Raw genomic sequence first — 23,990 nt, 5'->3', positions numbered from 1 at the left:
CTGTCAGGAGTCAACATGGTGTTCGCCTATGACGTCGAGGCGTCGCTCACCTCCACCGCAACCCTCGTCAACACGCTCCCCGAGCTGTCGCCGTCCGGCGAAGACGATATGGCGACGATCGAGCAGCTGGACGACTTCCTCCTCGAGAACCGGTACACGGGCAGCCGCGACGGATCGGCCGAGGAGCTGGAGGCCGTGCGGGCGATCCGCTCCTCCCTCCGCACCCTCTGGCTCACGCGGGCCGAGGAGGACCTCGTCCCCGTCGTCAACGGGATGCTCGACTCCGGCCGCGCGCTCCCGCAGCTGGTCCGGCACGGACCCTACGGCTGGCACCTCCACGCGACGCGCGACGAGAGCCCGCTCGCCACCCGCATCCTGGTCGAGGCCGCCATGGCGTTCGTCGACGTGATCCGCGGCGACGAGCGCGAGCGGATCCGCGTCTGCGCGGCGGAGGACTGCGAGGCGGTGCTCGTGGACTTCTCCCGCAACCGCTCGAAGCGCTACTGCGACACGGGCAACTGCGGCAATCGCGCGAACGTGGCCGCGTACCGGGCTCGGCGGGCGTCGCAGTAGCGGACGGGCGGTCGTTGCGCGCGGGCGCGCGTCGATCGTGCTGCGGCTCGGGGCCGGGGGGCTGTATGCGGGGCGACTCCGCGGGGGACCGGTTGCGGAGGTGCGCGACTCCCGGGCTTCGCGGCTCCTAGGCTTCGCGGCTCCCGACCTGAGCGGCTCCTGGCCGCACGTCTCCCCGCCCTAGCCAGGCTCCGGGGCCGCGTGTAGACTCGCTCGGTCGGCTCTTGACACCGTGCGTTCTCGTGCGGATGGGTTTGTTAGTCAAGTGGGCCGAGTCTCCGACAGTCGTCGTGAGACGAATCACATGTGTGAATCGGCCCCGGTCAATGACTCGCCCGGGTTCTCCCCCTGCTGCCCCGCAGCAGTCCAGCGCACGGACGCCCCTCACGACGGGGCTCCTCCGGCGTCGCCTCCTCGCGCACGACCTGAACCCAGGAAGAACTGCCATGCCCAAGAACAAGAAGCCCGCCGGCGGACGTCCGGCCAAGAACTTCGAGCCCAACCGCTTCGGCGCCTCGAGCGGCAAGTCCCAGCTCGGCGGCCGCTCGCGCTTCCCCGGCGCCAAGCCGGGCTCGCGCAGCGAGGGCCACCGCGGCTTCCGCGCCGTCGACGAGAACGCCCCCAAGAAGGCGCGCTGGAACGCCGACGAGCGCGCCGAGCGGGCCACCGAGCGCGCCGATCGGCCCTCTCGCGGGAACGACCGCGACGAGCGGCCCTCGCGCGGCTACGACCGCGTCGCGCGTCCGGCCCGCTCGAACGACCGTGACGAGCGTCCGGCCCGCGGGTACGACCGCGACGCACGCCCGGCCCGCTCGAACGATCGCGATGAGCGTCCGGCGCGTTCCTTCGACCGCAGTGATCGTCCGGCCCGTTCCTTCGACCGCGATGCGCGTCCGGCCCGCTCGAACGACCGCGACGATCGTCCGGCGCGTTCCTACGGGCGCGATAAGCGTCCTGCGCGTTCCTTCGACCGGAGCGACCGTCCGGCCCGTTCCTTCGACCGTGACGCGCGTCCGGCCCGCTCGAACGATCGCGACGATCGTCCGGCCCGCTCCTACGGACGCGACGACCGTCCTGCGCGTTCCTTCGACCGGAGCGACCGCCCGGCCCGTTCCTTCGACCGCGATGCGCGTCCGGCCCGCTCGAACGACCGCGACGATCGTCCGGCCCGCTCCTACGGACGCGACGACCGTCCCGCCCGCACCGGCGACCGCGACGAGCGCCCCTCGCGCGGCTACGACCGCACCGAGCGTCCCGCCCGCTCGTTCGACCGCAGCGACCGTCCGGCCCGCTCCTTCGACCGGGACGCGCGTCCCTCGCGCGGCCACGACCGCGGCGACCGCCCGACCCGCTCGTTCGACCGCGACTCCCGGCCCTCGCGCCGCGACTCCGGCTCGGACTTCTACCCCAGCCGCGACGCCCGTGCGCCGCACCAGGCCGACGACGTCGTGCTCGAGCGCCTCGAGGCGACGGCCACGCTCGCCGTCGACGTCGAGGGCGTCACCTTCGGCGACCTCGGCCTGGGAGGGAACATCGTCCGGATGCTGACCGAGCTCGGAGCGGCCGCGCCGTTCCCGATCCAGGCCGCGACCATCCCCGAGGTGCTCGCCGGCAAGGACGTCCTCGGACGCGGCAAGACCGGCTCCGGCAAGACCATCGCCTTCGGCGCCCCCGTCGTCGAGCGGCTGATGGAGAACAACGGAGCGAAGGGCCGCAAGCCGGGCCGCGCTCCGCGGGCGCTCATCCTCGCGCCGACCCGCGAGCTCGCCATGCAGATCGACCGGACGATCCAGCCGATCGCCCGCTCCGTCGGCCTGTTCACGACGACCATCTACGGCGGCGTCCCCCAGTACAAGCAGGTCGGAGCCCTCCAGCGCGGAGTCGACATCGTCATCGCGACGCCGGGCCGCCTCGAGGACCTCGTCGAGCAGGGCCGCCTCGACCTCTCGAACATCACCATCACGGTGCTCGACGAGGCCGACCACATGTGCGACCTCGGCTTCCTCGAGCCCGTGCAGCGCATCCTCCGCCAGACCGCCGACGGCGGCCAGCGGCTGCTGTTCTCGGCCACGCTCGACAAGGGCGTCGCGACGCTCGTGGACGAGTTCCTGGTCGAGCCGAGCGTCCACGAGGTCGCCGGCGAGGACCAGGCGTCCTCGACCATCGACCACCGCGTGCTCCTGATCGAGCACCGCGACAAGGCCGAGATCATCGAGCAGCTCGCCGCCCGCCAGGGCAAGACGCTGATCTTCGCCCGGACCCGCGCGTTCGCGGAGCAGCTCGCGGAGCAGCTCGACCACGCGGACATCCCCGCGACGAGCCTCCACGGCGACCTCAACCAGTCGCGCCGCACCCGCAACCTCGCACTGCTCACCAGCGGACGCGTGGACGTGCTGGTCGCGACCGATGTGGCCGCGCGCGGCATCCACGTCGACGACATCGACCTGGTGATCCAGGCGGACGCTCCCGACGAGTACAAGACGTACCTCCACCGCTCCGGCCGCACCGGCCGCGCGGGCAAGACGGGCACGGTCGTGACGCTCATCACGCGCAACCGCCGCCGCCGCATGGAGGAGCTGCTCGACCGTGCCGAGATCGAGGCCGAGATGATCGAGGCCCGCCCCGGCGACCGCGTCCTGCGCGAGATCAGCGCCCCGGCCGAGTAGCCGCCGACCGCACGACGACGAGGCGCGGACCCCTGCATCGGGGTCCGCACCTCGTCGTCTTTCGTGGTGGGTGCTGTGGTGCGGCGTGACGGCGAGTGCCGGATCGTGGTGACCCTCCGACTCCGCACTGCGCAGGGCTCCGCGCTGTACGGATTCCCGTGGGGCGGCGCTGCGTTGCGCGACTCTGTGCTGGACGACTCTGTGCTGGACGACTCTGTGCTGGACGACTCTGCAGTGCCCGGCTTCGCGGAGGGCTTCTGCACGCACGAACGCCGAAGGGCGGACACCGCGAGGTGCCCGCCCTTCGGCGTGTTCACCGGCCGGAGCCGGTGAGGGGAATTAGCTGGCCGGGGGGGTCAGCACGGTGTCGATGAGGTAGACGGTCGCGTTGGCGGTCTGGACGCCACCGCAGATGACGGACGCGTCGTTGACCTTCAGGTCGTCGCCGGAACCGGTGACGGTGAGGTTGCCACCCTGGACGGTGGCGTGGTCGCCGGCGATCGCGTCAGGGGCGATCTGGCCGGGGACGACGTGGTAGGTCAGGATCGAGGACAGCGTGGCGGCGCCCTCGGGGGTCTTGAGGGAGTCGACGGTCGCGGCGTCGAGCTTGGCGAACGCGTCGTCGACCGGGGCGAAGACGGTGAACTCGCCGCTGTTCAGCGTGTCGACGAGGTTGACGTCGGGGTTGAGGCCACCGGAGACCGCAGCGGTCAGGGTGGTGAGCAGCGGGTTGTTCGACGCGGCGGTCGCGACGGGGTCGAGCGACATGCCCTCGACCGAGCCGGCGCCGTCCGGGACCTGCTCGGCGTAGGCGGCACAGCCGGGACCGACGAGGTTCGCGGCCGGGTCCATGGTCGCCATGGGGGTCGAGGAGGCGGAGGCCGACGAGGTGGCCATCGGGGTCGACATCTCGGTCGCCGCGTCGCTGGCGGCGGTGGTCGAGCCGCTTCCGCTCGAGCAGGCGGTGAGGCCGAGGGCGGCGGTGCCCAGCAGGGCGAATGCGGCGAGGGCGGAACGCTTGGTGGATCGCATGGGATAACTCCTTCGTGAGACGGCCCCCACGTGATGCGGAGGACCTGTTCTGTGTGGACCGTTTCGCGGCCGTTGACATGTGTTCGGAGCCCTCCCTGCGGGGGTTTGGATTTCTTTCGGTGATCTAGGTAACGGCTTCGTAACGGCAGGGAACGGGGACGGCGGGGAGCTGCTCCGCCGCGTCGATTACCCTGGAGACGTGGCGCGCACGCGTCGACGCGACGACGAGAGGACGGGCGAGTGCAGACCCGAGGTGCACGAGTGGCTCGCGGCGTCGCCGCCGCTCTCGCCGCGACCGCCACGGCCGCCGCCTCCCACACGCTCGCGGGCGCCGAGACCCCAGCTCCTGCCGTGCTCGCCCTCGCCGCGGCGTTCGCCGTCGTCGTCTGCGTCCTCCTCTCGGGGCGCCGTCTGTCCCTTCCCCGGCTGACGCTCTCCGTGCTCCTCAGCCAGATCGCGTACCACGGCCTCTTCCTCATCACGGGCAGCGGTGGGGAGGTGAGCGTGGTCGGGACGACGGGCACCGGCGCGCACTTCCACGACGGGTCGACCATCGAGCTGATCGCCGGCGGAGGCGGACACGCGGCTCACGCTCCGGTGATGCTCGTCGCCCACCTTGCTGCGGCTGCCTTCACGATCGCGGCGTTCCGGTACGGCGAGCGCCTCTTCTGGACGCTGGGAGAAAGCCTCCAGCGCGTCGTCGTGGGGATCGTCGCCCGCGCGTCCGCGGTCGCGCTCCCGTCGGCCCCCGGCGTCTCGATGACGGGCACCCCCGAGCCGCGGGCGCCTCGATCCCTCGACGCGGTCCTCTCGATCCTCCGGCACCGCGGGCCGCCGCTGCAGGTCCTCCGCGCCGCCTGACGCCCCTCCCGTGCGGGAGCGGCTCCGGTCGGCGCCCCGCACGCACCGCGGACCCGCGCTGCGTCCAGAACTCCCGGCCCCGCGCCGGATCTCCCCCGAGGACACGACCGTCATGACCCGTTCTTCTTCTTCTTCTTCCTTCTTGCGGCTCCGCCTTGTCGGCAGCGGCGCACTCGTCGCCGTCGGATCGATCGCGCTCGCTGTCGCCGCGCCCACGGCGGCCAGCGCCCACGTGACTGCGGCGGCGAGCAGCACCGCCGCCGGCTCGTACACGGTGGTGACGTTCTCGCTGGCCCACGGCTGCGAGGGCTCGCCGACGACGGGACTCACGATCACGATGCCCGACGGCATCAACTCGGTCAGCCCGACGATCAACCCGAACTGGGACGTCGTGAAGAACGAGGTCGCGATCGCCGACCCGGTCACCGACTCCCACGGGAACACCGCGACCAAGCGGGTCTCGGACGTGGTCTACACGGCGAAGACGCCCCTCGCCGACGGCTACCGCGACACCGTCGCCCTCCAGCTTCAGCTCCCCGAGGACGCGGCGGGCTCCACGCTGGAGTTCCCCGTGCTGCAGACGTGCGAGACCGGCAGCACCGCCTGGGACCAGCCGACCGTCGACGGCCAGGACGAGCCCGAGCTGCCCGCTCCCACCGTCGCGGTGACCGCGGCGGAAGCGGGTTCCGGCCACGGGGGCGGACACGACGACGACGGCGACGGTGACGACGCGGTCGCGACCACCGCCTCGGCGACGACGGCCACGAGCGGCGACGACGTGCTCGCCCGCATCCTCGGAGTCGGCGGGCTCGTCGTCGGCGCGGTCGGCGTGGCCGTCGGGCTCGCCTCCCGCCGTCGCGGACCCCAGGCGTCGGCGTGACCCGTCGGAAGGCCCTCGTCGCCGCGACCGCGATCGGGCTGCTCGGCTCGATCGCGGTGGCGGCGCCCGCCAGCGCGCACAACTACCTCGTCTCGACGACTCCCGCTGCGGACTCGACGGTGACGGAGCAGCCGGAAACGCTGGTGCTGACGACGAACGACGACCTGCTCGTCCTCGGGACGGACGGAACGGCGGCGGCTCTGCGCGTCGTCGGGCCGGACGGGCTCTACTACGGCGACGGCTGCGTCAGCGTCGTCGGGCCGGAAGCGTCGATGCCGCTCGAGCTCGGCGCAGCGGGGGAGTACGAGGTGACCTGGCAGGTCGTGTCCACCGACGGGCACCCCGTGTCGGGCCAGTACGCGTTCGACTGGGCGCCGGCCGACGGGACCGCGCTCGCCGAGGGGTCGGGCTCGGTCCCGGACTGCAACGGCACCGTCGCGGTCTCAGGAGGACAGGCCGAGTCCGCCGACGAGGCGCAGGCGACGTCCGGATCGGACCCGGCACTCCTCGGGGACGTCCTGTGGATCGGCGGCGCTCTCGCCGCGGTCGCCGCCGCCATCGGAGTGACGCTCCTCGTGCTGCGACGGCGACCCCGCGACTGAGGCTCGTGAGCCTCCTGGGGTGGCGGTCGGTCAGTTCAGGAGGCTCGCGAGGGGCCCTTCACCGAGACCGGTGAGGACGGCCGCCGCGTCCTCGTAGACGGCGACGGCTCCGGCCTCGCGGAGTTCGTGCTCCGAGGTTCCGCCGGAGAGGACCCCGACTGTTGCCAGGCCCGCGCGCTCGGCGGCCAGGACGTCCCAGGTCGCGTCGCCGACCATGATGGCGCGGTCGACGGAGACGCCCGCGCGGTCGAGCGCGATCGAGATCAGGTCGGGTGCTGGCTTGGCGGTGGAGACGTCGGCGCCGCTGGTGACAGCGTGGACGGAGCCGCCGAAGTCGAGGATGTCGAGAAGCACGTCCAGCTCGTTCTGCGGTGCCGAGGTGGCGAGGACGACGTGGACGCCTCGACCGACGAGCGTCGCGATGAGCTCGCGAGCTCCCGGGAGTGGAACGATGCGTGCTGTCGTCTCGGCGTAGTTCTTGGTGTGCAGCGACTTCACCAGTGCGCGCTGCTCCTCCTTCACGTCGTCCTCGAGGAGCATGTCGAGCAGCTCCGACGAGTCTGCGCCGATCGCTCGTTGGATGCGCCAGGCGGGCACGACGAGGTCGGCCTGCCAGAAGGCGCGCGACCACGCCTCGACGTGGAGGACGTTCGTGTCGGCGAGGGTCCCGTCGATGTCGAAGAGCACCGCCGAGGTCCCCGTCGTCGCGTCTTTCCTGTCCTTCGTTCCTGCCATGTCGCTGCCCCTCTTGTCGCTTCCACGCCGATCGGCCCGTGCGTCCACGCTACGCGGGCGCGCCGAAGCGGGCCCGCCCCTTGACCTGCCTGTCTCGACCACCCGACCTGCCCGTGTCACGGCCCGCGGTCTCCGCTCGGACCGTGTCCGCCCTCCGCCCTGTCCCCCGGCTCCCAGGGCCGGGTGACATGCTGCCGTCCCGTCGGGCTCGTCCAGTGCAGCGTGCCGTCCGGCTCCTGCCGGTGGGTCCACCCCGTGGTGTGGCGGAGCCGGTGGTGGTGTCGGCAGAGGTGCGCGAGGTTGTCGGCCGACGTGGTGCCTCCGTGCTGCCAGTCGTTCGTGTGGTCGACGTCCGCGTGGCGGGTGCTACGGGTGCATCCCGGGAACCGGCAGGTCCCGTCGCGGTGCTGGAGGTGGCGACGCAGGTCCGCCGGCACTCGGTAGGAGTCGCGTCCGACGGAGAGGACCGCTCCGCTCTCCGGATGGGTGAGCAGCCGCATGAACGAGGGAGCACCTGCTGTGAGACGCCGCGCGGTCTCCGGATCGACGGGTCCGTATCCGTCGAGGACGGCGGGCTGGTCGGACCGCCCGAGGAGGGTCAGTGCAGGCACGGTCACCGCGACTTCGGCGCGCACTCCCGCCGGCATCGACGTGCCGTCTCCCTCGGCCGATGTCTCCCCGTCGACCAGCAGCGCAGCGGCGATGTCCGCGCGGAGCTGGCCCAGCGTCCGCTCCTCGTCCGGCAGATCCGCGAGGGAGCGGGCGGCCCGGTCGATCCTGTCCATCGCGCCGAGCACATCGGGAGCTGCGGTGTAGAGGTGCAGGATCGCCATCCCGTCGTCGAGGCCCTCCACCCAGAGCGCGCGACGACGGGCGCAGTCCCGATGACGTTCGCTGAGCGTCTGCGGGTGCAGCCGTTCCCGGAGCGACCGGAGGGCGCGTCGCAGCTGGGGCGGCGTGCAGGCGACCGCGATCGTCGCGGCCTCCTCGTCGAAGCGCCCACGGACCTCGGCGGGGACGTCGAGCGCTCCTCGCACCACGAGTCGCGCGTGCTCGGAGGAGAGCGCTCCGTCCGCGAGTGCGCGCAACGTCGCCGGGAGGTCGTTCACCAGCAGGCGTGCCTCGTCGACCAGTGCAGAGGCGTGCGCCTCCGAGACCCGGAGTCCCGTCGCGAGCTCCGCGATCAGCGCCCGGTGCGCCGCCTCCGCCCGATCCACCTGCACCTGGACGTGCTCGCCGATGAGCGCCGCCGGTGCCGCCATCGCGAGGCGGCGTGCCTCCTCGACTGCCCGGTACCGGGATGCCTCGACGGCGGACCGCTCAGCGTGCCGTGAGCCGGCGAGCGCGAGCGCCTCCGTGAGCGCGTCGTCTACTGTCGCCGATTCCTTCATGCCCTGATCTCACCGGACGACGTCTCGCCGTGGGCCTCGGGAGCGCCGTTCCATCGGACAGCATCGCGAAGAGCCGCCTGTGGAGGAGCGTTCCCGCCCCCCTCACACCTTCCGCGGCACCGTGAACACGGTCTCCACTCCGGCCGAGTACAGCACCGAGTCCGGCGCGCGCGTCGCCAGCCCGGGGAAGCCCGCGGCGTCGAGCAGCCCGTCGTCGAGCGCGAGCAGCTCCGCGCGTCGCAGCGGCCACGGCCGGTGCAGGTTGCGGCCGTACCAGGTGGAGCCCAGGTGGCGCTCGTGGTAGGCCCAGCGTGCGGTGAGGAACGAGCCGAGCGGGTCCTCGTCGACCGGCTCGCCCGGGCGGACGACGATCCGGGAGCGGGCGGCCGAGTCCGAGTGCCGGATCGTGTCGTAGATCACCGCGCCGTGGCGGTGCTCGATGCTCATCCGGGCCCAGCGGTAGGGGAGCCCGAACACCGCCTGCGCGGTGAGCACGGGAAGGAGGTGGGAGGCGTCGAGCGAGACGAACACGACTCCGCGTCGTCCCTGCTCGTCGACGGAGTAGAGCCGGACGTTCACCTCGGGGAAGGTGCCGAGCCAGGGCACCCGCGGGCCGCCGAGGAAGGCCGTCCGCGAGAGCCGGAACGGGATCAGGCCCACCCAGGAGGAACCGTCGTGCTCGTCGGGCCTCGTCCCGGCCGGGAGGTGGGGCGCCACCAGGGCGGGGTCGACCCGCCAGTGCAGGAACGTCGCCTCGGTCCAGCGCTGCTTCAGGATGCGCGGTCCGCCGAGCGCGGGCGCGGAACGGGTGACGGGTTCGACGGAGCTCACGGGCCCATCGTGCTCCGGTGTGCTGCGAGCTCGCCCGTGCAGGCGCGCTCAACGGCGTGCGACGAGTGCCTTCAGTGTCTCCAGCACCAGGGCCACCGGTGCGGAGGAGGCGGCGGAGTTGCGCACGACGGCCTCGAGGGAGCGGACGGGCCGGGGACGGACGACGGGCACGGCGCGGACGCCGTCCGGCAGGCGGTGGGCCGCGAGCTCCGGCAGGACCGTCACGCCCATGCCCGCGGCGACGAACGCGGCGGCGGTGATGTGATCGTTGGCCTGGACGTGGAAGGGCGGCGCGAACCCGGCGGCGGCGCAGGCCTCCACGACGTTCCGGCGGCACCAGCCGGTGGGCAGGTCGTTGTCGACCCAGCGCTCGTTCGCGAGCTCGGCGAGGTCGATCTCGCTCCGGGAGGCGAGCGGATGACCGTCGGGCAGGACGACGAGGTAGGGGTCGTCGAGGAGGTGGTGCGCCGTGAATCCGGGGGCGGTCGGCTCGGAGGAGGCGACGAGGAGCTGCACGTCGGGGCGCGCTCCGAGGTCGTCGTCGAGCTCCTCTCCCAGGCGCAGATCGAGGGCGAGGCCGGGGAACGCGGCGGTCAGCCGGCGGGCGACCTCCGGCATCCAGGCGCTGCCGACGGAGGCGAAGTACGTCACCGAGAGGCGGCCGGAGCGGCCGTCGCGCAGCTCGTCCACCACGGCCTCCGCTTCGGCGAGGCGCTCGAGGACGCGGTCCGCCTGGGCGGCGAGGGCGCGTCCGGCGGGGGTCGGGCGGACGCCGCGGCCCACCCGCTCCAGCAGGGTCAGTCCGGTCTCGCGCTGCAGAGCGGAGAGGTGCTGGCTGACGGCGGACGGCGTGTAGCCGAGGCCGGAGGCGGCTCCCGCGATCGAGCCGGAGGCGACGACGGAGCGGAGGATGCGGAGCCGGTGCACGTCGAGCATGGGACGACCGTACAGTCCGGCTGAACGATCCGACAGTGAACGGAACTGGTGCTGAATCCCCGGCAGCGCCACGATGGCCTCATGACCGACGTCTCCTCCTCCGCCCCGCCCTCCACGAGGGACGCCCTCCTGCTGTGGGGCGCGATCGCGGTCACCGTCCTGCTCTGGGCGTCGGCCTTCGTCGGCATCCGCGCCACGACGGAGGACTTCGGCCCGGGCGCGCTGACCCTCGGCCGCATCGTGGTGGGGTCGCTCGCGCTCACGGTGGTGCGCGTCGTCCTCACCGCCCGGAGGCGCCGCTCGGAGGCGGCTCCGGATCCGCGCACGGCGGTCCCGCGCGGGCGCCTCCTCCTGCTCGTGCTGGGCTGGGGGGTCGCCTGGTTCGGGGTCTACAACCTGGCGTTGAACGCTGCGGAGCGGCATGTCGACGCGGGGACGGCGGCGCTGCTGGTGAACATCGCGCCGATGATCACCGCCGTGCTCGCCGGGCTGCTGCTGGGGGAGGGATTCCCCCGCCGTCTCCTCGCCGGGATGCTCGTGGCGCTGACCGGCGTCGCGGTGATCGCGTTCTCCACCTCCACCGGGCAGTTCGACGTGATCGGCGTCGCCCTCGGCCTGGTGGCCGCCGTCGTCTACGGCAGCGCGGCGACCCTCCAGAAGCGCCTGCTGGGCCGGATCGACGCGCCGACGATGACCTGGCTCGGCTGCCTCGCCGGCACGGTCGCGTGCCTGCCCTTCGCACCGGAGCTCGTCGAGGCGCTCGCCGCCGCTCCGCTCTCCTCGATCCTGGCCGTGGTCTACCTCGGGATCTTCCCGACGGCCGTCGCCTTCACGACGTGGGGGTACGTCCTCGCGCGCTCCAGCGCGGGTCGCACCGCGGCGTCCACCTACGCGGTGCCCGCGGTGGTCGTGCTGCTGTCCTGGCTCGTCCTGGGCGAGACCCCGCCGCTCGCCGCGCTGCTCGGAGGCGCGCTCGCCCTGGCCGGAGTCGCGGTGGCGACGCTGCGGAGGCGCCCGAAGGCGGTCTGACCGGCGGCGGACGCTCCTCCACAGCCGCCCGATCGCGTCGAGTCCTCGGACGAGGCGGCTCGCGGGGATCCCGCGGGAGGGCCCGGGATATGCTGGGCGGACGTTCATCCCAGTCGGCGCCGAGCGCCAGGAACGGTGAGGATCCCGATGACCGAGGCCCTGCAGCCGCCCGTCCAGAACGCCCTCTCGCTCACGCCTCCGGAGCCGGTGGCAGCGGTGCCGACCACCTCGGCGCCGTCGATCGCGCCGAAGGTGCCGGAAGCCGCACTGCCCGGCCTCGAGGCGAAGGTCGACGGCTACCTCGACACGCTCCTGGCGACGGAGTCCCGCAGTCCCGAGTTCGCGACGCGGGCCAACGACATCCGCACGATGGGCGACGCGGACATCCGCTCGGCCGCCGATTCGTCGAACCGGCTGCTGAGCACGCCGGTGCGCGCCCTCCAGGAGGGCGGGCTCTCCGAGGGGTCGACCATCGGCAAGACGCTGCTCGAGCTGCGCCGCACGGTGGAGGATCTGGACCCGTCCGAGGACAACCTGCAGAAGAAGATCCTGGGCTTCATCCCGTTCGGCAACAAGATCACCGACTACTTCCGCCGCTACGAGAGCGCCCAGTCGCACCTGAACGCGATCATCCAGGCCCTGTACGACGGGCAGGACGAGCTGCGGAAGGACAACGCGGCCCTGAATCTCGAGAAGCAGAACCTCTGGGAGACGATGACCCGTCTCAACGAGTACATCTACGTCGCCGAGCGGCTCGACGTGAAGCTCTCGGCGAAGATCGCCGAGCTCGACGCGACCGATCCGGAGCGGGCGAAGGCGCTGCGCGAGGACGTCCTCTTCTACGCGCGCCAGAAGCACCAGGACCTGCTGACCCAGCTGGCCGTGTCGATCCAGGGCTACCTCGCGATCGACGTCGTCATCAAGAACAACGTCGAGCTGATCAAGGGCGTCGACCGGGCGACGACCACGACCGTCTCGGCGCTGCGGACGGCGGTCATCGTGGCGCAGGCGCTCGCCAACCAGCGCCTCGTGCTCGATCAGATCACGGCGCTGAACACCACGACGTCCAACATGATCGAGGCCACCTCGCGCATGCTCGCCGACCAGTCGGCCTCGATCCAGTCGCAGGCAGCCTCGGCCACGGTCGGACTGCCGCAGCTGCAGGCCGCGTTCGCGAACATCTACCAGACGATGGACTCGATCTCGGACTTCAAGATCAAGGCGCTCGACAGCATGGCCCAGACCGTCGGAGTCCTGCAGACCGAGACGGCGAAGGCCGGCGAGTACGTCGAGCGGGCCCGCCGCAGCAACTCGGACATCGACGCGACGTCCTCGCTCGATCTCGGCCGCTAGCCGATGGGCTGGTTCTCCCGACTGTTCACGGGTGCCCCCGCGGCGCCGGAGGAGACCGCGCCCGCTCTGCCGAGCGTCCCGACGAGCGAGGACATCCTCGCGGCGCTCGACCGGGTCGGCACGCGGACGGAGGGCCGGGTGCCCGGCATCGTCGCGGCGCGTATCCAGCGGATCGACGAGACGGTCCGCGAGATGGTGCCCCGTCTCGACCGCCTCGGCGGGATGAGCCGGCAGGGCCACACCGTCGTCGCGACCGCGACCAGCTACCTCCCCGAGGCGGTGGAGGGCTACCTCCGCCTGCCGAGGGACTTCGCCGACCGCCGCGCCGTGCACAGGGGGAAGACCTCGCTGATGATCCTCTGCGACCAGCTCGACCTCCTCGGAGGCACGCTCGACCGCATCTCGGACGCCGTCTCGCGGCAGGACGCCTCGGCGCTGATCGCGCACGGGCAGTTCCTGGCCGAGAAGTTCACGGAGTCCTCGCTCTCCCCGAGCGGTCTCGACGCGCCTCCGCAGCCGGGAGCGCCGTCCGGATCCGGCTCGCTGACCCCGCCGAGCGCCTCGTGACCGCGCTCGCCCCGGCGCTGGACGCCCTCGTGCTCGCGGGGACGGCCGCCGGCCTCGACGCCGCGGCCGTCCGCGACGAGGGTGCGCGGCTGGCCGCCGCCGTCGCCGAGTCGATCCGCGGCGCCGGGCAGGACTGGCTCGCCGCGACCGGCGCGACGGGCGGTCTGGAGGCGTTCTTCACCGCCGCCTCGAGCGGCCGGCGCTGGCGGTCGGGGCCGACCGATCAGCTGGCCGCCCTGGTCGGCGCGGGCTCGCACCACGCCTCGGCCTACGCCCGCGCCCTGACCGAGGTCGTCTCGGCGGCCAGCGCTCTCGGCGACCCGGGCATCGGCGGCATCGCCTCCGCCTCCGCGACCGCCGCGGCCCAGCTCTCCGCCGTCCCGGGCGCCCGGGGCGCCGCTCCGACGACGAGCGGAGGAGTACCGCACACGACCGGCCGGACGCCGGACGGTGCCGCGAGCGCCGACCTGCCGACCGGTCTGCCCGCCGGCGTGCCCGGGGTCGACGAGATCCTCGAGCGCCTCCGCCGGACCGAGCACGACGGTCCGCAGGACGAGCCGGCGCCCGCCGCCGCTCCCGCCGCGGAGCCCGCCTCCGAGCCGGAGCCGCTCGACCCGCCGGAGTCCATGGACGACCTGCTCGCCGAGCTCGACGCGCTGATCGGCCTCGACCGGGTGAAGAGCGAGATCAAGCGGCAGACGCAGCTGCTCCGGATCGACACCCTGCGCCAGGCCGCCGGACTCAGCACGCCCACGCTCACCCGCCACCTCGTCTTCACGGGGAACCCCGGCACGGGCAAGACGACGGTGGCGCGGCTGGTCTCGCGGATCTACCGCTCGCTCGGCATCCTCTCGAAGGGCGTGCTCGTCGAGGTCGACCGATCGGAGCTGGTGGCCGGCTACCTCGGGCAGACCGCGACGAAGACCGCGGAGGTGATCGCCTCCGCGCGCGGCGGCGTCCTCTTCATCGACGAGGCCTACGCGCTCGCGCTCGACCAGTACGGCGCGGAGGCGGTCACCACCCTCGTGAAGGACATGGAGGACCACCGCGGCGACCTCGTCGTGATCGTCGCCGGCTACTCCGGGCCGATGCAGGGCTTCCTCGACACGAACCCGGGACTCGCCAGCCGCTTCTCGACCACGATCGACTTCGCCGACTACTCCGACGACGAGCTCTCGGCGATCTTCGGCCGCCTCGCCGCCTCCGCGGACTTCGAGCCGACGGAGGAGGCGCTCGCCGCGTTCGCGGGCCTCGCCTCGGCGCAGCAGCGCACGGAGGCGTTCGGCAACGGGCGCTGGGTCCGCAACGTCCTCGACGCGGCGATCGCCCGGCACGCCTGGCGCCTCCGCGACGTGGAGGAGCCGACGCTCGACGAGCTGCGCATCCTGCTCCCCGAGGACGTGGTGGAGAGCCCCGAAGCCTCGAGCAGCCCGGACGGAGCCGGCGACGACGACGAGGGCGCGGTCGACGGCTCTGAGGAGGCCTTCGGGCAGGCGGACGCCGCCCCGAGCGGCACGGCCGTCCCCGTCACCGACGACCCCGAGGAGGAGAGCCGTTGAGCACCGCACCCGCCGCGCCGCCCGCGCAGAGGATCCCCGAGCCGCCCCTCGTCCAGGTCGCCAACCGGCCGGCGCAGCGGAAGCCGTCGCTGCTGGCCCGCGCGACCGCGACCACTCCGGCCACCCTGCGCCTCCTGCTCGCCCTGACGGCGCTGGCGGCCGTGCTGTTCGGCGTGTTCGCGCAGCAGGCAGGAGCGATGCAGGCGCGCGCCGCGACCACGGCCCGGGAGCAGTCGGCGCAGCTGCTCGGCGTGCAGAACGTCCGCACGCTGCTGGTGGACGCCAACGCGATCGCGGCCAACACCTTCCTCGTCGGCGGACTGGAGCCGACCGAGCTGCGGGCGTCGTACGTCTCGAGCCTCACCGGCGCCGCCTCCGCGATCGCCGGGCTCTCGGCAGCCGACTCGGCGGACACCCGGGCCCTCGCCCGGGTCGCCAGCAGCATCACGACCTACAGCGGGCTGATCGAGCAGGCGCGAGCCAACAACCGGCAGGGCTTCCCCGTCGCCTCGGCGTACCTCGACCAGGCGTCGACGGCCCTCTCGGGAGACGGCGGCATCCTCGAGGACCTCGACGGGCTCGTCGACTCCGGCGCCGACCGGGTCGCGGCCGCCTACGACGCCGTCCGCTGGAGCGTCCTGCTCATGATCGGCTCGCTCGTGATGCTGGTCCTCCTCCTGGCGGCGCAGCTCTGGCTCGCCCGCCGCACGCACCGCTACCTCAACCGCCCGCTCGCCACGGGGACCGCCCTCCTGCTGGTCGTCGGCGTCGGCGGGGCGCTCGCCTACGGATCGGTCGCGGCGGACGCGGGGACGGCGCGGGTCGAGTCCTACCGCGAGGCGCTCACCGTGTCGAACGCGCTCATCGCCGCGAGCGACGCCAAGTCGCTCGAGAGCTTCACGCTGATCAAGCGCGGCTCCGGCGCCGCCCTCGAGGAGCGCTACACCCAGGCCGTCGACTCCGCCCGGGAGAAGCTCTCGGGCGACCTGCAGGACGAGCTGGCGAGGACGCGGCTCGTCGACGAGTTCGGGCAGTGGCAGTTGTTCCACGAGGAGATCCGCGCCGCGGACGACGCCGGGAACTGGGACCAGGCCGTCCGCGTCGCCACGATCACCGGGAACGGCACGCCGAACGACCTCTTCACCACCTTCTCCGACGACGCCCGCGACGTGGTGCAGGAGAAGGCCCTGGCCGCCGCCACCACGCTCGACAGAGGTGCGGAGTTCGCGACCCTCGTCTCGTGGATCCTGCTGGCGGCCGGTCTCGCCGGAGCCGTGTTCGCCTGGCGCGGCATAGCCCAGCGACTGGAGGAGTACCGATGAACCGCCTGCGCGCCGCCGCCCTCGCCCTGGCCACCGCCGCGGCACTCGCCCTCACCGGCTGCACGACGGGGGCGGACGACCTCGGCACGCCCCTCGCCGCGGCGACCCCGACTCCGACGGCGAGCGCGACCGCTCCCGCCGCTCCGGCCGCGGCGGACTGCTCGCCCTCGGCGGTCACCTCCTACGCGCCGACCGGCGTGACCGACAGCACCAGGCTCGCGGAGATCCGCGGGCGCGGGACCCTGCGCGTCGGCGTCTCGGCCGACACCCTCCTGATGAGCGCCCGCAACCCGATCACGGGGGCGATCGAGGGCTTCGACGTCGACATCGCCCGCGAGGTCGCCCGGGCGATCCTCGGCAGCGACTCCATCGACTACGTCGTGATCACCTCCGCTCAGCGCCTCCCCGCGCTCACCGGCGGCGACGGCGCCCCGCAGGTCGACATGGTGGCCCGCACCCTCACGATGACCTGCGACCGCTGGAGCTCGATCGCCTTCTCGTCCGAGTACTACGACGCCGGCCTCAAGGTGCTCGTCTCCGACGACCCCGACGGAGTCCCGATCACGGGCATCGGCGACCTCGACGGCGAGAGGGTCTGCGCGCCCAGCGGCACCACGACGCTCAGCCGCCTGCAGAACGACTACCCGGAGGTCGAGGCCGTCGAGGCCGCCACGCACTCGCAGTGCCTCGCCCTCTTCCAGGCAGGAGAGGTCGACGCCATCGCGGGCGACGACACGATCCTCGCGGGCTTCGTGGCGCAGGACCCTTACGCGAAGGTCGTCGGCGACGCCCTGAGCTCGGAGCCCTACGGCCTCGGCCTGCCCGCCGACGACCCCGACTTCGTGCGCTTCGTCAACGCCTCGCTCGAGAGCATCCGCAGCGACGGCCGCTGGCAGAGCATCTACGATCGCTGGCTCGGGGTCCTCGGCGAGGCCTCGCCGCCGGCCCCGGTGTACGGCCGATGAGCACCGGTCTCGCGGAGGGAACGCCCGTCGCTCCGGGCCGGCTGGGGGAGGCCGCGCCGCAGCGCGAGCTCTTCGAGTACCTCGCCGCTCTCACCCGCTGGCTGCAGCGGACCACGCGCGAGCTCTCGCGGCTCGACGCCGCCGCGCTGGCGTCGCCGCAGGCCGAGAACTACACGGCCGACGTGGTGCTCGCCCAGTCGCTCCGCGAGTCCGTCACCCGGCGCCTGGCCGAGCTCGAGGCGGTCTGGGACTCCGGCCGCGTCGACGTCGTGGCGCGCGAGCGGATGTCGCAGCTGATCTGGGGCCGTCTCGACGCCTCCGGGAGCGGCGCGGTCTCGCTGGTGGAGGCGGTGCGCCTCTGCGACGCGGTCGTCGGCCAGCTGCGCTCCCGGCTCGAGCTCGACCCCAGCGGCACCGACGTCGCCGGACGGATCGTGGGGGTGCGCGCCGAGATCGAGCGCTGCCGCGACCTCACCCGTGACGGCGGCGGCACGGTCGACCGCGAGCGGGCGGAGCGGGTCGCCGTGCTGCGCTCCCGCCTCGACGCGCTCGCCGAGCGGGCGGGTCGGGGAGCCGACGTGTCGGGGCCGCTCGGCCAGCTCGAGAGCGACTCCGCCCGGCTCGAGCGCGACCTGATCATCGCCGCGTCCGAGCGGCGCGGACTCGAGCGCGACCGCCGTCGGGCGCGCGAGCTGGCGGAGGCGGCCGAGCGCCGCGAGGCGCCGCTGCGCGAGCTCGTGGCCCGCTGCCGCCGCGAGATCGCCGACCCGCCACGGCTGGCCGTGCCCGACGTCTCCCGGCTGGGCGATCCTCCGTCCGACCGCGAGGCGCTCGACGCGCACCTCGCCCGCCTGACCGCCGTCGGCCGCGCGTTCGACGCGGTCGAGGCCGCCTACACCTCGCCGCTGCGCGAACGGGCCGCCCTCGGCTTCCGCCTCCGGGCGCTGCGGGAGCGTGCCGAGGGCAACGGCCGCGCTGCCACCGCCGTCGGCGTCGCGGCCGAGGAGGAGGTGCGCGCCGCTCTCGACGCGGTGCCCTGCTCCGTCCCGCTCGCCCGCCACCTGGTCGAGCAGTACGACGTCGTCACCCGCGACCTCCCGCACCCCGACCCCGCGCATCACCGGAAGGCCACCCCATGAACGGCGCCCCTTGCACCGCGACTCCCGGCTGCACCGGGACGATCGAGGACGGCTACTGCAACGTCTGCGGCCTCCCGCCCGAGGAGGGTGCCGCCGCCTCCACGCCGACCGCGCGTCGCGCCGCTCCGGCCTCCCCGCCGGCCACCGCCTCCGCCGCCTTCGGCACCGGCTTCGTCGAGGGCACCCCCGGCGCCACGGCACCCGGGCCCGCGGAGGAGTCGGCCACCGCGCGCAGCACGCGCACCTCCTCCGCCCGCCTCGCCACCGCCGCCCTCGGCTCCGCCCGCACGGCGCAGACCGGCTCGAAGGTCACCCGCCGCGTCGGCACCACCTCGACCCGACTGCGCGGCCCGAGGCTCGGCGCCGGGCTCACCACCGTCCCGTCCCGCCCGGCCGCCGACCCGATGGCCGCTCTGATGACCGAGGCGGTCCTCCCCGAGCGCAAGCGCTTCTGCTCGCACTGCGGCACCGCCGTCGGCCGCGGGCGCGACGGTCGGCCCGGCCGCACGGAGGGGTTCTGCCCCAACTGCCGCACGCCGTTCTCGTTCACACCGCAGCTGGTGAAGGGCGACGTGGTCGGCGGCCAGTACGAGGTCGTCGGCTGCCTGGCCTACGGCGGCCTCGGCTGGATCTACCTCGCGCGCGACCGGAACGTCTCGGGGCGCTGGGTGGTGCTCAAGGGCCTGCTCAACTCCGGCGACCCCGATGCGTACGCGGCGGCCGTCACCGAGCGCCGATTCCTGGCCGAGGTCGAGCACCCGCTGATCGTCGAGATCTACAACTTCGTCCTGCACGACGGCGCCGGCTACATCGTGATGGAGTACGTCGGCGGGCCGAGCCTCAAGCAGATCCTGAAGGAGCGGCTGGACGCCAACGGCGGCGCCGCAGATCCGCTGCCGGTGGACCAGGCGCTCGCCTTCGTGCTCGAGGTCATGCCCGCCTTCGCCTACCTGCACGACCACGGCCTGCTCTACTGCGACTTCAAGCCGGACAACATGATCCAGGTGGGCGACCAGGTCAAGCTGATCGACCTCGGCGGAGTGCGCCGGATCGACGACGAGGACTCCGCCATCTACGGCACCGTCGGCTACCAGGCCCCGGAGGTCGCCGACCTCGGTCCCTCGGTCGCCTCCGACGTCTACACGATCGGCCGAACGCTGGCCTCGCTGGTGCTCGACTTCCGCGGCAACCAGACGACCTTCGTCGCCTCGCTGCCGCCCGTGTCGGAGACGCCGCTGTTCCAGCGCTACGACTCCTTCTACCGCCTGATCGCGAAGGCATGCGCTCCCGACCCGCAGGACCGCTTCGCCACGGTGGACGAGATGCGCGGCCAGCTGCTCGGAGTGCTGCGCGAGGTCGTCGCGACCGATCGCGGTCCCGGACACCCCGCGCTGCACTCGACGGAGTCGGCCCTGTTCGAGGCGCCCGTGGCCGACGTGGTCGACCGCGTCCCGCCGTGGGACGCGCTGCCGGCGCTCCGCCGCGACGAGTCCGATCCCGCCCGGTCGTGGCTCGCGGGCGTGAACGTCGCCGACCCGATCGTGCGCCTGCGCGCTCTCGCGCTCGCGCCCACCGTGACGGTCGAGGTGAGGCTCGCCCGCGCCCGGGCGGCGATCGAGGCGCAGCGCTGGGAGGAGGCGGCCCGCGCGACGGGCGAGATCCTCACGGAGGACCCGTGGGAGTGGCGGGCGGTCTGGATGAGCGGTCTCGCGCAGCTCGCGCGCGGCGACGACATCGGGGCCCGCGCCTCCTTCAACACCGTCTACGGGCAGGTCCCCGGCGAGCTCGCCCCGAAGCTCGCGCTCGCCGCGGCGTGCGAGGCGAGCGGTGAGCCCGAGGTCGCCGAGTCCCTCTACGTGATCTGCGCCCGCGCCGACGCGAACTACACGGCACCCGCCGCCTTCGGTCTCGCCCGGGTGCGGCAGCTGCGCTCCGACCTCGACGGGGCGCTCGACGCGCTCGACATCGTCGCGCCCACGCGCTCCTCCTACTCCGACGCGCGCCGCCGCCGGGCGGAGCTGCTGGCGGAGTCGGGCCGCGGGCTGCCCGCGCTCTCGGCCGCCCTCGCGAGCGTCGACTCCGTGTCGATCGACCAGCGGACCCGCCTCGAGCTCACGACCCAGGTCCTCGCCTCCGCCCTCGAGCTGGTGCGGCGCGACGGCCCGGCCGAGGGAGCGACCCTCGGCGGAGTCGAGGCGAACGAGGCCGCCATCCGCGACGGCCTCGAGGCCTCCTACCGCGCGCTCGCCGCCTCCACTCGCGAGCGCGACGAGCGCATGCGCCTCGTCGACCGGGCCAACGAGGTCCGACGCTGGACGCTGACATGAGCGGCGCGCTGTCGACTCCCTGCCCGAACTGCGGCGAGCCGGTCACGACCGGCGACGCGTTCTGCGAGGCCTGCGGGACGCCGCTGATCGTCGCGGCCACCCCCTCCGCTCCGCCCGTCGCCGTCGGAGGATCCGCCGCCTGCGTCTACTGCGGGGGAGCGGTCGCCGAGGACGGCTACTGCGAGCAGTGCGGACGCCCCGCTCCGACCGAGCGCGAGCACTGGGCCGAAGCGCCGCACCCGCTGGTCGGCGGCGTCTGCGACCGCGGGCTCCGGCACCCGGCCAACGAGGACGCGATGGCGCTCGGGGCGACCACCGGCGCCGACGGCTCTCTGAGGACGGCGCTGCTGGTGGTCTGCGACGGGGTCTCCTCGACCCCCGACTCCGACAAGGCGTCGCTCGCCGCGGCCCGTGCGGCACTCAGCGCGCTGCAGGCCGAGGTCGGCGGGGAGAGCGCGGGAGCGGACCGCTGGCGCGCGCTGCTGCAGATGGCCACCGCGCGCGCCTCCGGAGCGATCGACGCGGCCGTGCCCGAGAAGCGGTCGAATCCGCCCTCGTGCACCTTCACCGCGGCGGTGCTGGACGGCGCGCTGCTCGTCACGGGCAACGTGGGCGACAGCCGCAGCTACTGGATGCCGGACGCGGGCGAGCCGCGGCAGCTCACGGTCGACGATTCGTGGGCGCAGGAGCAGATCGCCTCGGGAGTGCCGCGGGAGCAGGCCGAGACGGCGCCCGACGCTCACGCCATCACCCGCTGGCTCGGCGCCGACGCGCACGACGAGGAGCCGCGGGTCGCCTCCGAGGAGCTGACCGAGCCGGGCTGGGTGCTGGTCTGCTCCGACGGGCTGTGGAACTACGCGTCCGCCGCCGAGGACCTCGCGCGCGTGCTGCGCGAGGCGCAGGAGAGGGTGGGCGCGGATCCGGTCACGCTCGCGGAGGCGCTGGTCGCCTGGGCGAACGAGCGCGGCGGGCACGACAACATCACGGCCGCGCTGGCGCGGTTCGACCCGGCGGGTGCGGCGGAGAGTGCGGCTGAAGCGTCCGCTGCCGAGGTGAACGGTGAGGAGACCGGTACAGCCGAGCAGGATGCCGCCGACTCCGGGGCCGATCCCGACGGTGCGGAGCCGGACGCTGCCGACACCGGCGCCGCCGACCTCGGCGCTGCAAATCCCAGCGCTGCGGGCCCGAGCGCGGCCGACACCGGTGCTGCGGACCCGAGCGCGGCCGACCCCGCCGCCTCGAGCCCCGACCCGGCCACCCCTTCGCCCGACGCCGACGCCGACGCCGACGCCCCCCGTCCCGCCGACTGAGCGCGCCGATCCGTCCAGACCACCCCTCCACCGCTGGACGGATCGGCACCCCCGCGGCCGTGGTCACGCCCCTACAGTCGTCGCCATGAGCATCGTCGAGCCCGCCACCGCCCTGTCCGTCGTCGGCCACTGGATCGACGGGGCTCCCTCGGCCTCCTCGTCCGGCCGCACCGCTCCCGTCTACGACCCGGCGCTGGGAGTCGCGACCAAGGAGGTCGCGCTCGCCGACTCCGCCGAGGTGGACGCCGCCGTCGCCTCCGCGAAGGCCGCCTTCCCCGCCTGGCGCGACACGTCGCTCGCGAAGCGGCAGCAGATCGTCTTCCGCTTCCGCGAGCTCCTCGAGGCGAAGAAGCAGGAGCTCGCCGAGCTGATCACGTCGGAGCACGGCAAGGTCGTCTCGGACGCGCTGGGCGAGATCACCCGCGGGCAGGAGGTCGTGGAGTTCGCGACGGGGCTCGCGCACCACCTCAAGGGCGAGTACTCGGAGCAGGTCTCCACCGGCGTCGACGTCTACTCGACCAAGCAGCCGCTGGGCGTGGTCGGGATCATCTCTCCCTTCAACTTCCCCGCGATGGTGCCGATGTGGTTCTTCCCCATCGCCATCGCCGCCGGCAACACCGTCGTGGTGAAGCCCTCCGAGAAGGACCCGTCCCCGGCGATCTGGCTCGGCGCCCTCTGGAAGGAGGCCGGCCTCCCCGACGGCGTCTACACGGTGCTCAACGGCGACAAGCAGGCCGTCGACGGGCTGCTCGAGCACCCCGACGTCCGCTCGATCTCGTTCGTCGGCTCGACCCCGATCGCGCAGTACGTCTACGAGACGGGCACCCGCCACGGCAAGCGCGTCCAGGCCCTCGGTGGGGCGAAGAACCACATGCTGGTGCTCCCCGACGCGGACCTCGATCTCGTCGCCGACTCCGCCATCAACGCCGGTTTCGGCTCGGCGGGCGAGCGGTGCATGGCGATCTCGGTCGTCGTCGCGGTGGAGCCCGTCGCCGACGAGCTCATCACCAGGATCCAGGAGCGGGCCGCGACCCTGCGCATCGGCGACGGACGCCGCGGCTGCGACATGGGCCCGCTGATCACCGAGGCGCACCGCGACAAGGTCGCCTCCTACATCGCGATCGCGGAGGAGGACGGCGCGGAGGTCGTCATCGACGGCCGCGGCATCGAGGTGGACGGCGACGCGAACGGGTTCTGGCTCGGCCCGACCCTGCTCGACAAGGTCCCCACCACCTCCCGCGCCTACACGGAGGAGATCTTCGGACCGGTGCTCTCCATCGTCCGCGTCGCCTCCTACGAGGAGGGCGTCGCACTCATCAACAACGGCGCGTTCGGCAACGGCACGGCCATCTTCACCAACGACGGAGGAGCGGCCCGTCGCTTCCAGAACGAGGTCGAGGTCGGCATGATCGGCATCAACGTCCCCATCCCCGTCCCCGTCGCCACGTTCTCCTTCGGCGGCTGGAAGGCGTCCCTCTTCGGCGACACCAAGGCCCACGGAGCAGAAGGCGTCCGCTTCTTCACCCAGCAGAAGGCCATCACCAGCCGCTGGCTCGACCCCTCCCACGGCGGCATCAACCTCGGGTTCCCGCAGCATTCATAGGCTCTCTCCTCCTGGCGTCGTCGATCGCCCGCAGTCGGCTCGGGAGGGTGGTCGGGTCTTGCAGAGCGTCGTGCGTTCCGCGCACGTCGATCCGCTGGGACGCGGATCGCCGGTTGCGCTTCGCGGTGCTCGTGAGGCTTTCTCCTCCTGGCGTCGTCGATCGCTCGCAGTCGCGGTACGCGACCCGCTCTTCCCAGCGCGACCACCCTCCCCGGCCGACCGCGGCCGATCGACGACGCAGGAGGAGAGAGGCTCTTGAGCACCGCGCAACCGGCGATCCGCGTGTGAGCGGATCGTCGTGCGCGGTAC

20 protein-coding genes are annotated in these 23,990 nt (G+C 73.3%); 15 read left to right on the top strand and 5 right to left on the bottom strand.

What is annotated here, in order from left to right:
* Positions 1 to 15 precede the first annotated feature (15 nt).
* On the top strand, positions 16 to 573 hold the full coding sequence (locus C5B92_RS10515; protein WP_104255313.1) for a CGNR zinc finger domain-containing protein: 558 nt from the start codon (positions 16 to 18) through the stop codon (positions 571 to 573).
* 446 nt (positions 574 to 1,019) lie between these two features.
* Positions 1,020 to 3,239 carry a DEAD/DEAH box helicase gene (locus tag C5B92_RS10510; protein WP_104255312.1) on the top strand — a complete coding sequence of 740 codons (2,220 nt, stop codon included), beginning with the start codon at positions 1,020 to 1,022 and terminating at the stop codon, positions 3,237 to 3,239.
* A gap of 339 nt (positions 3,240 to 3,578) precedes the next feature.
* Here C5B92_RS10510 and C5B92_RS10500 read toward each other — a convergent pair whose 3' ends face one another.
* Positions 3,579 to 4,271 (bottom strand): fasciclin domain-containing protein, encoded by a 693-nt coding sequence (locus C5B92_RS10500; RefSeq protein WP_104223824.1) that lies wholly within the window; start codon positions 4,269 to 4,271, stop codon positions 3,579 to 3,581.
* A 261-nt stretch (positions 4,272 to 4,532) separates the two neighbouring features.
* On the opposite strand from C5B92_RS10500, the gene C5B92_RS10495 reads away from it, so the two are divergent.
* The 3 genes from C5B92_RS10495 (at position 4,533) to C5B92_RS10485 (ending at position 6,614) form a co-directional block, all read left to right on the top strand.
* Positions 4,533 to 5,132, top strand: coding sequence for a hypothetical protein (locus tag C5B92_RS10495; protein WP_104255309.1), 600 nt, complete (start codon positions 4,533 to 4,535; stop codon positions 5,130 to 5,132).
* A gap of 112 nt (positions 5,133 to 5,244) precedes the next feature.
* A complete protein-coding gene (locus C5B92_RS10490) occupies positions 5,245 to 6,012 on the top strand; it encodes a YcnI family protein (protein ID WP_104255308.1) in 768 nt (255 codons plus the stop codon).
* Complete coding sequence (locus tag C5B92_RS10485; RefSeq protein ID WP_104255307.1) at positions 6,009 to 6,614, top strand: copper resistance CopC family protein; 606 nt, start codon at positions 6,009 to 6,011, stop codon at positions 6,612 to 6,614. The genes C5B92_RS10490 and C5B92_RS10485 overlap by 4 nt, the downstream gene beginning before the upstream one ends.
* A gap of 30 nt (positions 6,615 to 6,644) precedes the next feature.
* On the opposite strand, the gene C5B92_RS10480 is transcribed toward C5B92_RS10485, so the two are convergent.
* The 4 genes from C5B92_RS10480 to C5B92_RS10465 form a co-directional block, all read right to left on the bottom strand.
* Complete coding sequence (locus tag C5B92_RS10480) at positions 6,645 to 7,349, bottom strand: HAD family hydrolase (RefSeq protein ID WP_104255306.1); 705 nt, start codon at positions 7,347 to 7,349, stop codon at positions 6,645 to 6,647.
* A 116-nt stretch (positions 7,350 to 7,465) separates the two neighbouring features.
* Positions 7,466 to 8,740 (bottom strand): HNH endonuclease signature motif containing protein, encoded by a 1,275-nt coding sequence (locus C5B92_RS10475; RefSeq protein WP_104255305.1) that lies wholly within the window; start codon positions 8,738 to 8,740, stop codon positions 7,466 to 7,468.
* 102 nt (positions 8,741 to 8,842) lie between these two features.
* On the bottom strand, positions 8,843 to 9,571 hold the full coding sequence (locus tag C5B92_RS10470) for a YqjF family protein (protein WP_104246884.1): 729 nt from the start codon (positions 9,569 to 9,571) through the stop codon (positions 8,843 to 8,845).
* A gap of 48 nt (positions 9,572 to 9,619) precedes the next feature.
* Positions 9,620 to 10,507, bottom strand: a complete 888-nt coding sequence (locus C5B92_RS10465) for a LysR family transcriptional regulator (protein WP_104255304.1) — start codon at positions 10,505 to 10,507, stop codon at positions 9,620 to 9,622.
* An 81-nt stretch (positions 10,508 to 10,588) separates the two neighbouring features.
* Here C5B92_RS10465 and C5B92_RS10460 point away from each other — a divergent pair, with 81 nt between their 5' ends.
* The 10 genes from C5B92_RS10460 to C5B92_RS10415 all read left to right on the top strand — a co-directional run bounded on the left by C5B92_RS10460 (position 10,589) and on the right by C5B92_RS10415 (position 23,681).
* Positions 10,589 to 11,536: a DMT family transporter gene (locus C5B92_RS10460; protein ID WP_104249861.1), complete on the top strand. Its 948-nt coding sequence runs from the start codon at positions 10,589 to 10,591 to the stop codon at positions 11,534 to 11,536.
* 147 nt (positions 11,537 to 11,683) lie between these two features.
* A complete protein-coding gene (locus tag C5B92_RS10455) occupies positions 11,684 to 12,889 on the top strand; it encodes a toxic anion resistance protein (RefSeq protein ID WP_104223833.1) in 1,206 nt (401 codons plus the stop codon).
* Between the two features lie 3 nt (positions 12,890 to 12,892).
* Positions 12,893 to 13,456 (top strand): hypothetical protein, encoded by a 564-nt coding sequence (locus tag C5B92_RS10450; RefSeq protein WP_104223834.1) that lies wholly within the window; start codon positions 12,893 to 12,895, stop codon positions 13,454 to 13,456.
* Positions 13,453 to 15,015 (top strand): AAA family ATPase, encoded by a 1,563-nt coding sequence (locus C5B92_RS10445; RefSeq protein ID WP_104255303.1) that lies wholly within the window; start codon positions 13,453 to 13,455, stop codon positions 15,013 to 15,015. Before C5B92_RS10450 ends, C5B92_RS10445 begins: the two co-directional genes overlap by 4 nt.
* Positions 15,012 to 16,337, top strand: coding sequence for a hypothetical protein (locus C5B92_RS10440; RefSeq protein ID WP_104255302.1), 1,326 nt, complete (start codon positions 15,012 to 15,014; stop codon positions 16,335 to 16,337). Before C5B92_RS10445 ends, C5B92_RS10440 begins: the two co-directional genes overlap by 4 nt.
* Complete coding sequence (locus C5B92_RS10435; protein ID WP_104255301.1) at positions 16,334 to 17,302, top strand: glutamate ABC transporter substrate-binding protein; 969 nt, start codon at positions 16,334 to 16,336, stop codon at positions 17,300 to 17,302. Before C5B92_RS10440 ends, C5B92_RS10435 begins: the two co-directional genes overlap by 4 nt.
* Positions 17,299 to 18,441 carry a hypothetical protein gene (locus tag C5B92_RS10430; protein ID WP_104255300.1) on the top strand — a complete coding sequence of 381 codons (1,143 nt, stop codon included), beginning with the start codon at positions 17,299 to 17,301 and terminating at the stop codon, positions 18,439 to 18,441. Before C5B92_RS10435 ends, C5B92_RS10430 begins: the two co-directional genes overlap by 4 nt.
* Positions 18,438 to 20,768 carry a serine/threonine-protein kinase gene (locus C5B92_RS10425; protein WP_104255299.1) on the top strand — a complete coding sequence of 777 codons (2,331 nt, stop codon included), beginning with the start codon at positions 18,438 to 18,440 and terminating at the stop codon, positions 20,766 to 20,768. Before C5B92_RS10430 ends, C5B92_RS10425 begins: the two co-directional genes overlap by 4 nt.
* Positions 20,765 to 22,078 carry a PP2C family serine/threonine-protein phosphatase gene (locus C5B92_RS10420; protein WP_219814263.1) on the top strand — a complete coding sequence of 438 codons (1,314 nt, stop codon included), beginning with the start codon at positions 20,765 to 20,767 and terminating at the stop codon, positions 22,076 to 22,078. Before C5B92_RS10425 ends, C5B92_RS10420 begins: the two co-directional genes overlap by 4 nt.
* 85 nt (positions 22,079 to 22,163) lie before the next feature.
* On the top strand, positions 22,164 to 23,681 hold the full coding sequence (locus C5B92_RS10415; RefSeq protein WP_104255298.1) for a CoA-acylating methylmalonate-semialdehyde dehydrogenase: 1,518 nt from the start codon (positions 22,164 to 22,166) through the stop codon (positions 23,679 to 23,681).
* The last annotated feature ends 309 nt before the right edge of the window (positions 23,682 to 23,990 follow it).

Origin of the sequence: Rathayibacter sp. AY1A4 (genome assembly GCF_002930955.1) — a bacterium.
GTDB lineage: Bacteria > Actinomycetota > Actinomycetes > Actinomycetales > Microbacteriaceae > Rathayibacter.
Note: the sequence above shows the minus strand (reverse complement) of the source record. Positions and strands in the feature narration are given on the sequence as shown.